This window comes from Blautia sp. ZXY-1-B12, from assembly GCF_056339915.1.
On the sequence record NZ_JBWJVP010000214.1, the window covers coordinates 21,906 to 34,549 of the forward strand.

The window sequence follows — 12,644 nt, forward strand, 5'->3', positions numbered from 1 at the left end:
TCCAACAATTTGCACAAATTATACCCGTTCGTTTCCTATTTCCTTCGCAATTCTTCTTTTCACATGGATTATTCCAACAAGGAATACGTAAGAAAGAATCCTGTCCAAAAGACTGTTACATCACAGAAACATTGCAGAATAATCTTCTATGATATAAAAAGCTCCCCTCAGTATCACAAATAATAATCACTGAGAGGAGCTGTAATTTCAGAACAGCAGAGCTGTTTTCTTATTAAGATATCTTCTTAGATTAAGAATTTTCTTTCCCCATCTTAACTTTACAATGTTTCCGATAACAGGCAATGCCATAATTTACAATATTCTTCATCCCGTCACTCTTTAACCTTGCAGCATACTGACGTTGTTCAATCTGTTTCAGAGCTTCTGTACAAGCTGCCTCCATTCTATCTTCCTGAGCATATTTCATCTCGATCACCACTCCGACACGATTCTCCGGAACTTCCAGTAAAATATCACAATAACCTTCACCAGATTCTATATTCGACCAGACAGCCCAGTTCTCCATATGACTTAGCAACCCCAGCAAAACTCCATGATAAAAATTTTCTTTTCTTCCCTTAACTGCCGTATCCCGAATACTGATTGTATTCCATAAATAGTCGTTAAACAAATCTTCTATCGTTTCTGCATCTCCATCTGGAAAAGCCATGCATAATTTATCAAGCTTCTTTACATCCTCAGATGACTTTTCCTGAAACCATTCCCTGATCTGAAGTTCAAACAATTCTTTAATTTCTCTGTTAGGAATTGCCAGACGTAACTTTCTGCTGTCTATTCTTTCACGTTGTGTTAAATACCCTGTTGTAAAAAGTATACTCCAAAGATTCTCAATGGATTTATCCAGTTCATTATATGTCAGTTCCTGTTTTATTTCTTTTATAACCGTTTCTCCCGAAATCAGGTTTTCGATTTCATCTCTCGTCTGTTTATTCGCTTTATCTATAAAACGACTCACAATGCTGTTGCTGCTGGTATTAGACCAGAAATCTTCTGGTATCGCATCAGGATCTGCACATAAATTTCTGCAATAACTGATCACGTCCCAGGGACAATACACTGCTTTCTTTCCAAACTGATAACCATCATACCATTCCCTGATTGTTTCATGGTAGTCAGAAAGCCCAAAATATTTCAGCATTTCTGCGACCTCATCATCTGTAAATCCAAAGAACTCATCAAACTGTACACTCGTAATCGAAAAAACATTAAAATTGTTTAATCCTGTAAAAATGCTTTCCTTCGCAATTCTCAGGCATCCCGTAAGTACTGCAAAAAACAGGCTCGAATTTGTCTTCAAAACATTTCCAAACATGTTTCTGATCAAAGATACCATCTCGTCATAATATCCATACTGGAACGCTTTATCTAATGGCACATCATACTCATCAATCAAAAGAACCGCTTTTTTTCCATAATGTTTCTCCAGTAATACAGTTAATATAAGCAGCGCCTTCTCCATTGTGGCATCAGACATTTTGAAATCGCCATGATCATCAACGACAGTCAATGCTTTATAAGAGTTTTTTTCTTCCTCTGTAAGGCGGCTGCTCTCTGTCAGAGCACTAAGTCTCCACGCCTCCATTCCCAGAGTATTCTTCAGCGCTTTCCGGGCTGACTCAAAATTTAATCCCTCCACATTCTTCAATGTAAGCGAAATTACCGGAAACTTTCCCATATATTCTTCACACAGTTCTTTTTCACGGGATACCTTCAGTCCATTAAACAGCGATTTATCACATCCGATTTCCAGAAATGACTGCAGCATATTCATATTCAGAGATTTTCCAAAACGGCGAGGACGTGTAAACAGATTCACTTCTCCCCAGTTATGAAGAAGTTCTGTTATCATTTCTGTTTTATCCACATAGTAAAAATTATGCCGGATTATTTTTTCAAAACTATCTATTCCAATTGGCAGTTTCTTTCTGTTCCGCATATTTTTCATCCTCCTTCATTACCAGATTTTGCAAGTTAAACGGATATTCGCAATCCGCATTCGGTTAAAAAATTCCCCGAAAAACAGCTTCCCTGATTTTAGATAATGATAACATGAAACATTTGTAACGTAAAGCAGGAGTTACTGCCACTTCGAGCCCGACTAAGCCAGAAATAATAACAGCAATTTTTATTTCAGACAGGAATTATTTATGCTAAAATATACCTAATTATAACAATTCCGACGTAATTTCCTAAGCATAACAAAACAGCAGCCATTGCGGTACTGTTTAGAGTATCTCACAATGGCTGCCTGTCTGATATCACAATTTCATTTGTTATTTCTTATACCAGAATTTCTTACATTTCACCAGTACCTTTCCATCCGGAGCATCTGTCATCATTCCAATTTTGAACCTGTAATTTTTTGTCTTTCCGGCCGGAATATTTACATTGTAGGTTTTGGTCGGTGTTGCAGTTTCATCCAGTGGTATCTCAAAATACATCGTTACCTTTGTAATCGTATAACTGGAAGTATTCTGCATACGGGCAGTTATATACAGCTCTCCTGTGTTCGGATTGTACTCATATCCCTTGTAGCTGACTTTGAGCTGGTTTAGCTTAGGTGTCGCTGACTTATACCAGAACGATAAGCATTTTACCTTCGGCGCTTTATATGGCTGCTGAGTCATTTTTCCAATATAAACCGTCTTATTCACTGTCTTTCCGGGATTGATCGTTACACTGAAGGTCTGGGTTATGGTTCCATCCTCCATAATAGGTATCTCATATCCCATCTTCACTTTTGTAATCGTGTAACTCGAAGTATTTTTCAGACTCAGCTTCAGATATAACTTTGCTGTATCATTGTCATATTCGAATCCTCTGTAAGTTACTTTAAGCTGTTTGGCAGTTGGCTTGGAAGCAGCTGATGCTACCCTTGGAAAAAATAAAAGTACTGCAACTGCCGCCAGAAGAAAAAATACCAGATAACTTCTACATTTTCCTGCAAATCGATTTTTCATACTCATAAAAATCTCCTCCTCTCTTGATGTGCCATTATAGTTTCAGGCAAATATCAGGAAATACTTTTGATACACCTGATATTTTTTTCAGATTTATTATATATTTACAATACAATATCAGGAAGAAATTTTCTATTAACTATTGGTTAGTTTTTTATAAGCGCCATTACAGTCATCTATAATTTTGATTGTAATTGACCTAAAAAGAAGCAGATCTCCGTTTCTGAACTCAGAAATGAAAATCTGCCAGCTTAACTTATGATACTAACGGCAATATATAATTCACCCAGAACCATGACATAGGCATGATCAGCACCATCGCCGGTATCATGTCCGCAGTTGGGAAGTTCTTCAGCTTCACCATACGAAAACCGGTTGCAAGCATCAGAAACCCGCCACAGGCTTTAAAGTCATTGATCATGCCCGGTGTAGTCAGCGGGAAAATCGCCGTTGCTGCAAAGAACAGGATCAGGAAAATAATCACCTGCGGAATGGCGATCATACACACTACCATTCCCAGGCTGCAGGCAAAAATAGCTGCTGTAAATAAATCCAGAATAGATTTGGAGATCAGCACTGAATGATCCCCGCTCATTCCGCATACGATAGAGCCATAGATTCCTGTTCCGCTTGCACAGAATAATACGATGATCGTCACCAGTGTATTCATAAACTCATCCTCAGAAAGCTCTGAATTTGAATTCTTGATAAATTTGCCGATCACACGCTGCATAACACCGGCACCGGCATTGATCCTTTCTCCAAGATGAATCGCAAGTCCGATTCCAGTACCGATCACAACAGAAAAAATAACCGCCGGCATATTTTCCATCAGACCGATGGTGCTGATTCCCATTCCCATAGAGCATACCCCGAATACAAGAGTAATATCCTCTTTGAATTTTGGACTTAATTTGTGCCCCACAAAAGCACCCAGGATTCCGCCGATAACTATGGATAATGCATTGATAATTATTCCAATAGGCATAACTTTTTTCTCTCCTCCAGACAAACTCAGACAGATGTCACATTCTCAATACTGCCAAAAAATCAGTATATAACAAACTATAATTTTTCGCAATGTCAAAAATTCTTTACCTTGATTATGAAAGAATCCGACATTACTGTTCACTCCGTTCACAGTAACGTAGCCAAAATTCATTCCAGATTGCCTGCGGCAATAGAATTTTGGCTTGCATGTCTCGGGATTTTGGCATGAATATGCCAAAACACCTCGCAGGATAGTAGTGTGTGAACAATAATAACCCGACATCTGTCAACTATAACAGTTCTAAAAAAAGACAGATTTCTCTTTTGAAAAAATCTGTCTTTTCTGCAAACATTTTTACATTATTCACTTTTTTCATGCTCTGCCTGAGGTAATTATTTATGAAAAATATCCTTTCTGCCATTTATCTCAGATCAGCTTAACAATATCATTGTACATGACAAATACCATCAGCGCCATCAACAGCATCAGCCCTGCGAAATGGATGCCGCCCTCCACCTGTCTGTTAATCGGTTTTCTGCGGATTGCCTCTATGACCAGGAATACCAGCCGTCCACCGTCCAGTGCCGGAAACGGAAGGAGGTTCATAACTCCAAGGTTTGCAGAGAGCAGAACTGCCAGATTAAGCATATTCATCCACAGGATCATGGTTCCTTCGCTTTTGCTTTCCTCATACGTAGTTCCGATTGCATCCACAATTCCGACCGGACCACTCAGATCTTTCATTCCAAGCTTTCCGCTGACCAGCTCTTTCAGGCTGAGAATCGTTGTACGTACCATATATTTTACTTCTACGGCACCATATTTGACTACATTCAGCCCTTTTGCTTTTTCAGAATACATATTGTAGGTAAATCCTGATTCTGCCGTACGGTATTCTTTTGGTGTAACCGTAATATCATATTCCTGTCCGTCCCTGGAATAGGTAATCTTTACAGACTTTTCTGTCAGCGGATTCTCCTGAATATATTTCTGGTAATCTGCTGCATTTGTAATCTTCACTCCATTAATGGATGTGATCACATCTCCCTGCTGAATCCCTGCTTCCTGCAACGGCATTCCATCCATTACAGATTCCACTGTCATGGCAGAAGTATCATCCCCGTTGAAATTGCAGCCCAGAAGGTATCTCACATTTGTATCCGACTTATAGGAAATGTCCATCTTCTTTCCATCACGCTTAACAGTCAGGTTAATGGTATCTCCCTCTTTCAGCTGGTTCAGATAGGAATATACATAGAGATCTTTTCCCAGATCAATGTGATATCCCTGATAACCGGTAATAATATCTCCCTCTTTCAGTCCTGCCGCCTCAGCCGCAGAACCTTCCTTTACGGAAAGAACTCTGGATGGTTCATATCCTACAGCACCTACAATGATCACAGACAATACAAATGCCATGATAAAGTTAAATACCGGTCCTGCGGCAACTACAGAAATCCTGCCCCACACAGACGCACTGTTAAAAGTTCCCGGTTCATTCTCTATGTCCGTATCCTCCCCCAGCATGGCACAGGAGCCACCGATAGGAAGAAGTTTCAGTGAATATCTGGTATCTCCTTTCTCAAAACTGTAAAGTCTTGGTCCCATTCCCAAAGAGAATTCTGTGACCACGATCTTATTCAGCTTTGCAAAAAGAAAATGTCCCAGCTCATGAAAGAGAATGATTGCACTGAATATGACAATTGCAATAATAATTTTCAATCTACCACCTGCTTTCAATCCAACGATAAGTTTCTTTCTCAATCTCCAGAATCTGATCCAGGTCCGGATCCTTTACTGCTGTATGTCTGCTCATAGACTGCCCGATAATCTCGTAAATATCCAGAAAGCTGATTTTTTTCTGAAGGAATTTGCGGACTGCCAGCTCATTTGCAGCATTAAAAACGGTTGGCATACTGCCGCCTGCCCTTGCCGCTTCCACCGCCATTGGAAGACCTTTAAAAGTTTTCCTGTCCGGCTCCTCAAAGGTGATCTGCTTCAACATATGAAAATCCAGTCTGTCGCCTTTTAAAAATCTTCTGTCCGGGTAGCATAATGCATACTGTATCGGAAGTCTCATATCCGGTGTTCCAAGCTGTGCCATCACTGCACCGTCCTCGAATTCCACCATAGAGTGGATAATACTCTGCGGCTGAACCACAACCTGAATATGATCCAGATCTACATCAAAAAGCCATCTGGCTTCCATAACTTCCAGACCTTTATTTACCAGAGTTGCAGAATCCACTGTAATCTTCTGTCCCATTACCCAGTTCGGATGCTTCAGCGTATCCTCCAGAGTCACCTTCTCCAGATCTGCTGTTTTCTTTCCGCGGAAAGGACCGCCGGATGCAGTGATGAGCAGTTTATGTATCTGCTCTCTTTTCTCTCCATGAAGTGCCTGGAAAATAGCACTGTGCTCGCTGTCTACAGGCAGGATCTGCACACCGAACTGCTTTGCCAACGGCATGATCAGATGTCCGGCTGTTACCAGTGTTTCCTTATTTGCCAGAGCAATATCCTTACCTGCAAGGATTGTTTCCATAGTTGGTCTGATTCCTATCATTCCTACGATAGCGGTCACCAGAATGTCTGATTCTTCCATTCTGGCAAGTTCGATAAGACCACCCATCTGGCTTACGATTTTTACATCCAGATCCTGCACACGTACTGCCAGATCTCTGGCTGCCTCTTCTTTCCAGACTGCAACAAGTCTGGGATGAAATTCACGTATCTGCTTCTCCAGCATTTCTACATTGCTGCCTGCTGCAAGACCAACTACTTCCAGGTCATCATTTGCACGTACCACATCCAGTGTCTGTGTTCCGATCGAACCTGTAGAACCTAAGACTGCTACTTTTTTCATCTTGTACCTCATTTCAATACTTATACAACAATTTTATAAAATTACTTCTGACCTGACAGTTCTCATATCAGAAAATACTGTAAACATGTATATCAGAAGAATATATGCTCCGTTAGAGCGCGTCTGAAAAAGGCTTTCTGCAAGATGTGCGTCACAATTTGTGGGATATTTTGCCCGGATGAGGGCGCCGTAGCGGGCTACGGCAACTGAATTCGGGTGAAATATCCCGCAAAGTGGGGCGTGCAGATTGCGGGAATGATTTTTCAGACACGCTCTAGATCTCAATCATCACAAGAGAAAGGAAATAAATAACCGGTGCTGTGAAGATCACACTGTCGAATCTGTCAAGGATTCCTCCATGTCCCGGAATTAATTTTCCATAATCTTTAATCCCCTGATTTCTCTTGATCGCAGATGCAGCCAGATCGCCTACCATGGAGATCAGCGCTCCGATTGCACAGATCACAGCATATTCCAGCATCGGTCCCTGAGTGGCTGCTGCATAGATCACACCAAGAAGTGCAGCTCCTGCCACACCACCCACAGCTCCCTCCACAGATTTCTTAGGGCTGAGGACAGGTGCCATTTTATGTTTACCGATCAGCATTCCCACACAATATGCGCAGGTATCACATCCCCATGAGCACAGAAAGATCAGCCATACGTGGAACTTTCCACCGGGAAGCTCTCTGGTAAGATAAATAAACGACAGCATAACTGCCACATACACAATACCAAACAGTGCAGGCATTACCTGCCCTGCCTCATAGGTTGGATAAGTGAACACGTATACAAACATGAGCAGCACAAGTCCGAAAATGATTGCCAGCACTCCATACCTCTCAAAATCAAGCAGTACTGCCAGATAATATAATACTGCGCCTAAATAGCCTGCTGCTGCCAGCAGATTTATCTTCTCATCCTGCACCTTCATTGCTCTGTACAATTCTCTCATTCCAATGAGAGAAACCGCAAGAAGTGTGAAAAACAGCACATAATCACCGCTGATGATAGTAGCAAGCGCAATAATCACAAGCAGGATTCCGCTTAAGAGTCTTGTCTTAAACATTCTTTACTCCTCCTTAACTCCGCCGTATCTTCTGTCTCTCTGATTATATTTCTCAATAGCCTTAATCAACTCTGCTTTATTAAAATCCGGCCATGCCACATCTGTGAAATAAAATTCTGTATAAGCCATCTGCCATAACAGAAAATTGGAAAGTCTCAATTCACCGCTTGTGCGGATCATCAGATCCGGATCAGGGATTCCTGCCGTATCCAGGTAATTGTCAAAAACATGCTCATCAATTTCTTCCGGCTTTACTTTTCCATCTGCAGCATCCTGAGCAAGTTTGCGGATACCTCTTATGATCTCATCTCTGCTGCCGTAGTTTAATGCAATCTGGAAATAGATTTCATCATATTTCTGAGAATATTGTTCCAGACGTGCAATACTTTCCTGAATATCCTGATCAAATGCCGAAACCTCTCCGATCACCCGGACACGCATTTTGTTCTTATCTGCCAGTTTAATACATTTTTTCAGATAACTTCGGAACAGTTTCATCAGACCGTCCACCTCATCTTTGGAACGTTTCCAGTTCTCTGTGGAAAAAGCATATACAGTCACATATTTAACTCCCAGCTCCTTCATATAGTCACAGACTGTTTCCAGATTTGCACAGCCCTTCACATGTCCGTAGCTTCTGGGCATTCCCTTTGCCTTCGCCCAGCGTCCATTACCATCCAGAATAATGGCAATATGATTTGGTACATTCATACTCTTGTTTCCTTTTCTTATCCTGTTATTCCTTTAACCTTACTGTCTCATCATAATGAACCGCAGTTTCCGGTCCATTATCTCATTCAGATAAAAAGAGAGCCCGCATTCATGGAGCTCTCCTTTTCGTTTCCCTTATACGGTCATGATTTCTTTGCTCTTTGCATCCACTGCCGCATCAACTTCTTTGATATATTTATCTGTGCTCTTCTGGATTTTCTCCTCAAGTTCTTTAATCTCATCCTCAGATACATCCTGTTTTGCAAGTTTCTTAAATGCATCATTTGCATCACGACGAATGTTGCGGACTGCTACTTTGGCTGCTTCGCCTTTTTTCTTGACATCTTTAACCAGTTCCTTACGGCGTTCCTCTGTAAGTTCCGGGAATACAAGGCGGATTACTTTACCATCGTTGCTTGGATTTAATCCAAGGTCAGAGGTAAGGATTGCTTTCTCAATTCCTTTGATCAGGCTGCTTTCCCATGGCTGGATCTGGATCATACGAGCTTCCGGGACAGTGATATTTGCCACCTGCTGAAGAGGTGTCGGAGCTCCGTAATAATCTACGGCGAGTTTGTCAAGGATATGCGGGTTCGCACGTCCTGCACGAATTGTAACCAGTTCGCTCTCAAGGCTTGCCAGTGTCTTTTTCATCTTCTCTTCATATTTCTGAATTCTCTCATCCATTAGGTTCGTCTCCCTCTTTTTATAGTTTTTATATTACACTTTCTCTGTAAACTGACTTATAAGCCTTACTTATACAGTAACCTTAGTTCCGACAAATTTGCCATGTACTGCATTGATGATGCTGTCTTTTTCATCCAGTGCAAATACCAGCATCGGCATCTTCTGTTCCATACACATGATCGATGCTGTCAGATCCATAGCTGCCAGTTTCTTTGCAACTACTTCTTCAATGGAAATTTCATCATATTTTACTGCATTCGGGTTTGTCTTCGGATCACTGTCATAAATTCCGTCAACAGCTTTTGCAAGAAGGATTGCTTCTGCTTCGATTTCTACTGCGCGAAGTACAGTGGCTGTATCTGTGGAGAAGTAAGGATGTCCTGTACCGCCTGCAAAGAATACGATCTTGCCCTGTGCAAAGCTTGCTTCCACTGCATCCTTAGAGTAAAGGCTTGTAAATGCACCGCATACAAATGGTGTAAAGATTTCTGTCTTTAATCCAAGGTATCTGCAGATATCAGATACATAAATACAGTTCATAACTGTTGCAAGCATACCAATCTGATCAGCCTTATTCCTGTCGATAGTCTCACTGGTGCGTCCTCTCCAGAAATTACCTCCGCCGATCACGATGCCGATTTCCAGTCCTTCCTCAGCAATTGTCCTGATCTGCTTTGCAACTTCAATAACAGTCGCCTCGTCAAATCCGGTCTTCTTCTCACCGGCAAGGGCTTCACCGCTTAATTTTAATAATACACGTTTCATAGTAACTGTCTCCTGAAATTAATTTTATCGCAGGTAACAGAGGATCGGAATACCTCCTCTGTTACATTCGTAGTTCTATTCTACCATATTCCGGCAACAATTTCATTACCATTTTCATCAACTGTTGTAGAAACTGTGAAATTGCTGTAATAATGGAATCCTGTTTTACCTGTCTCAGGATCATCCTCATAGCTGCTGCCCTGTGGAGAACCGCATGCGCCTTCCAGTGCATCCAGAGACTGACCGATATACTGTTCTGCTGTGGAAATCATATCGCCGCCATTTCCCGGATCATCGTTACTGCCCGGATCATCATTAGTACCCGGATCGTCTGAGTTTCCCCCATTGCCCGGATCATCTGAACTATCCCCGGTTCCATTGCCACTGTTATTATTCTGATCAGAACTGTTGTTACTATCTGTGGAATCAGAATCATCTGCAGAATTCTTATCACTGTCGTCTGTGGAATCTGATTCAGACTCACTGTCATCTGTAATTCCAAGACGTTCCTTTACCGCATCAAGCGTGGATACTTCTTTTGTTGATGTACCTGTCAGATATTTTGCATATGGGATCGCATCATCATCTGTGCCATCCATACATAACGTAATCTGCGAAATTGTTCCAAGCGGAATATCGCGGAAAAAGCATTCATTCTTGTCCTCATCATTATATGCAATACGGATATCATAGGAAGCTGTACTCTTGTTGGATGTTGTCTGTGTATCTGATGTCTGTGTATCTGATGTCTGTGTACCTGATGTCTGTGTATTTGCAGTCTGCATATAATACAGTGCCTTGTCCTTATCTGTCAGGGTAAACATTCCATTGATGAGATCATCTCCCCATCCTCCATCCTCGTCTGCATCATAATCCTCACTGTCTTCATCCACATGAGTCCGGATATAGAGTGACTGGATGTCATCCCCTGTATTATTTACAAACACAATCTTAGATGCTGTGGAAGTTTTCTCCCCCATTACATTCTTTATGTCTTCATCTGCTGTCTGCTGCATATCCACCATATCGACTGCCTTGGTTACTTCAGGAGTCGGGGTAGCTGTTACCTCTACAGGTGCTGTCTCTGTTGTCTTTTTCTTACCACATCCGGCAGCTGCCACTGTCATTACCAACAGACCTGCCAGTATTAAATAACGTTTCTTCATAATATATTCCCTCCTGCTATATGGAATATCTTTTTTCTTTTTAACAATGTCATTTTTTCAATTCCCTATTATTGCAGAGTATCGAAAACTTGTCAACTAAGCCTCTGCCGATTTCATACAATTTTAAGACTTTCAGATTTTTAAAATCTCTGCCTGCGGACGCATTCTTATGAAAAAATCACATTTTTCCTACTTCATATTATTGCACAAAAGGAAACGCTCACTGTAATCAGCGGATACTCACCAGAAAGGATGTTACTGTGACTTTCACTCGCAAAAAACACCTCGCGGAATATTACCAGTGAACAGTAACGAAAGGACTACCATGTTGCTCTGGCAGTCCTTTCTCATCTCTTTGTGGTCATATTTAATATATTTCTATTCTGCCAGCTTCATCAGAAGTTCCACGCATTCTTCCTCTGATAAAACCGAAGTATTCAGGCAGATATCATAATTTTCCATTTTTCCCCATTCATGTCCTGTATAAAAGTTATAATAATCTCTTCTCTGACGGTCTTTATATGCAATCCTGTCAAGTGCTTCCTCCTGAGAAATATGCTTATTTTTCTTAATCCGTTTAATACGGTCTTCCATATCAGATGCATAAATATACACGCGAAGCAGCTGATTATCATCCTTCAGAATCTGGTCTGCACATCTTCCCACAAAAATGCATGGACCTTCCTGTGCCAGGCGCTTCACTGTCTCTTTCTGCGCATGAAACATCTTCTCCGGAATCGTCAGGCGTTTTTTATCCTGCGATTCTTCTGACATCATTACTCCGATTGCATAAAGAAGACTGGTCTTGCCTTTAAATTCATTGATGATTTCCTGACTGATTCCATGCCTCTCTGCTTCCTTCGGCAAAAATTTACTGTCGTAACAGGGAACTCCCATTTTTTCTGAAAGCAAAGCTGCAATATATCTTCCACCGCTTCCATACTGTCTGCTGATCGTGATTGTTTTCATAGGGCACCACTCCTTTCAGCTCATCTGCCTGAAAATGAATTGTTATTTTTTTATCTATATGATAGATTATAAGAATTTTCGAATATTTTTGCAATATCCATTAATTTTTTCATAACATTTCACAATTTTGAGCCAAAGGATTTAGTAATATTATCAATATAGATTCTTAACCTTAAATTCACGCTCTGCTTCTCTTCTCTGGTCTTTCTTTGCGATATCCTGTCTCTTGTCATAAAGTTTCTTGCCTCGAGCCATTCCAATTTCCACTTTTACCAGACTGTCTTTGAAATAAACTTTCAGAGGTACTAAAGTTAACCCTTTTTCTTTAAGCTTTGCTTCAATCTTATTGATCTCATATCTGTGAAGCAGAAGCTTACGGATTCTCAACGGGTCTTTGTTGAAAATATTGCCTTTTTCATAAGGGCTGATATGCATTCCG

General features: G+C 41.0%; 12 protein-coding genes and 2 pseudogenes. 1 reads left to right on the forward strand and 13 read right to left on the reverse strand.

Features of this window, described 5'->3' with window-relative positions:
• Positions 1-250: 250 nt before the first annotated feature.
• The 6 genes and pseudogenes from AC075L_RS13990 to AC075L_RS14015 all read right to left on the reverse strand — a co-directional run.
• The gene (locus tag AC075L_RS13990; protein WP_182465165.1) at positions 251-1,957 is read right to left on the reverse strand and encodes an AAA family ATPase; all 1,707 of its coding nucleotides are present in this window, start codon (positions 1,955-1,957) and stop codon (positions 251-253) included.
• Between the two features lie 337 nt (positions 1,958-2,294).
• On the reverse strand, positions 2,295-2,987 hold the full coding sequence (locus AC075L_RS13995) for a hypothetical protein (RefSeq protein ID WP_008707645.1): 693 nt from the start codon (positions 2,985-2,987) through the stop codon (positions 2,295-2,297).
• A 250-nt stretch (positions 2,988-3,237) separates the two neighbouring features.
• Positions 3,238-3,969, reverse strand: a complete 732-nt coding sequence (locus AC075L_RS14000; RefSeq protein WP_118409281.1) for a DUF554 domain-containing protein — start codon at positions 3,967-3,969, stop codon at positions 3,238-3,240.
• Between the two features lie 429 nt (positions 3,970-4,398).
• Positions 4,399-5,694, reverse strand: coding sequence for an RIP metalloprotease RseP (rseP, locus tag AC075L_RS14005; RefSeq protein ID WP_008707652.1), 1,296 nt, complete (start codon positions 5,692-5,694; stop codon positions 4,399-4,401).
• Position 5,695: 1 nt separating this feature from the next.
• Positions 5,696-6,838, reverse strand: a complete 1,143-nt coding sequence (gene dxr / locus AC075L_RS14010) for a 1-deoxy-D-xylulose-5-phosphate reductoisomerase (protein WP_118409280.1) — start codon at positions 6,836-6,838, stop codon at positions 5,696-5,698.
• Between the two features lie 33 nt (positions 6,839-6,871).
• Positions 6,872-7,045: pseudogene (locus tag AC075L_RS14015) on the reverse strand (DUF6783 domain-containing protein); the annotation flags it as partial.
• On the opposite strand from AC075L_RS14015, the pseudogene AC075L_RS14020 reads away from it, so the two are divergent.
• Positions 6,983-7,150, forward strand: a pseudogene (locus AC075L_RS14020) (DUF6783 domain-containing protein). The pseudogenes AC075L_RS14015 and AC075L_RS14020 overlap by 63 nt on opposite strands.
• Here AC075L_RS14020 and AC075L_RS14025 read toward each other — a convergent pair.
• The 7 genes from AC075L_RS14025 to smpB form a co-directional block, all read right to left on the reverse strand.
• Positions 7,113-7,907: a phosphatidate cytidylyltransferase gene (locus AC075L_RS14025; protein WP_008707654.1), complete on the reverse strand. Its 795-nt coding sequence runs from the start codon at positions 7,905-7,907 to the stop codon at positions 7,113-7,115. The pseudogene AC075L_RS14020 and the gene AC075L_RS14025 overlap by 38 nt on opposite strands.
• Before the next feature lie 3 nt (positions 7,908-7,910).
• Positions 7,911-8,639, reverse strand: coding sequence for an isoprenyl transferase (locus AC075L_RS14030; protein WP_287638547.1), 729 nt, complete (start codon positions 8,637-8,639; stop codon positions 7,911-7,913).
• 114 nt (positions 8,640-8,753) lie between these two features.
• Entirely contained in the window at positions 8,754-9,305 is a 552-nt protein-coding gene (gene frr, locus AC075L_RS14035; protein ID WP_008707656.1) for a ribosome recycling factor, read from the reverse strand.
• A gap of 69 nt (positions 9,306-9,374) precedes the next feature.
• On the reverse strand, positions 9,375-10,070 hold the full coding sequence (gene pyrH / locus AC075L_RS14040) for a UMP kinase (RefSeq protein WP_008707658.1): 696 nt from the start codon (positions 10,068-10,070) through the stop codon (positions 9,375-9,377).
• Between the two features lie 80 nt (positions 10,071-10,150).
• On the reverse strand, positions 10,151-11,236 hold the full coding sequence (locus AC075L_RS14045) for a hypothetical protein (protein ID WP_118566552.1): 1,086 nt from the start codon (positions 11,234-11,236) through the stop codon (positions 10,151-10,153).
• Between the two features lie 378 nt (positions 11,237-11,614).
• Positions 11,615-12,205, reverse strand: a complete 591-nt coding sequence (locus AC075L_RS14050; RefSeq protein ID WP_008707663.1) for a cytidylate kinase-like family protein — start codon at positions 12,203-12,205, stop codon at positions 11,615-11,617.
• Between the two features lie 153 nt (positions 12,206-12,358).
• A partial coding sequence (gene smpB, locus AC075L_RS14055; protein ID WP_476387809.1) for an SsrA-binding protein occupies positions 12,359-12,644 on the reverse strand: 286 nt, incomplete at its 5' end.

What these genes read in the sequence shown, in the direction of transcription:
- AC075L_RS13990 (WP_182465165.1), bottom strand. Translation starts at nt 1,957, where the DNA reads ATGCGGAACAGAAAGAAACTGCCAATTGGAATAGATAGTTTTGAAAAA.
- AC075L_RS14000 (WP_118409281.1), bottom strand. Translation starts at nt 3,969, where the DNA reads ATGCCTATTGGAATAATTATCAATGCATTATCCATAGTTATCGGCGGA.
- AC075L_RS14050 (WP_008707663.1), bottom strand. Translation starts at nt 12,205, where the DNA reads ATGAAAACAATCACGATCAGCAGACAGTATGGAAGCGGTGGAAGATAT.
- AC075L_RS14025 (WP_008707654.1), bottom strand. Translation starts at nt 7,907, where the DNA reads ATGTTTAAGACAAGACTCTTAAGCGGAATCCTGCTTGTGATTATTGCG.
- dxr (WP_118409280.1), bottom strand. Translation starts at nt 6,838, where the DNA reads ATGAAAAAAGTAGCAGTCTTAGGTTCTACAGGTTCGATCGGAACACAG.
- AC075L_RS14045 (WP_118566552.1), bottom strand. Translation starts at nt 11,236, where the DNA reads ATGAAGAAACGTTATTTAATACTGGCAGGTCTGTTGGTAATGACAGTG.
- pyrH (WP_008707658.1), bottom strand. Translation starts at nt 10,070, where the DNA reads ATGAAACGTGTATTATTAAAATTAAGCGGTGAAGCCCTTGCCGGTGAG.
- frr (WP_008707656.1), bottom strand. Translation starts at nt 9,305, where the DNA reads ATGGATGAGAGAATTCAGAAATATGAAGAGAAGATGAAAAAGACACTG.
- AC075L_RS13995 (WP_008707645.1), bottom strand. Translation starts at nt 2,987, where the DNA reads ATGAGTATGAAAAATCGATTTGCAGGAAAATGTAGAAGTTATCTGGTA.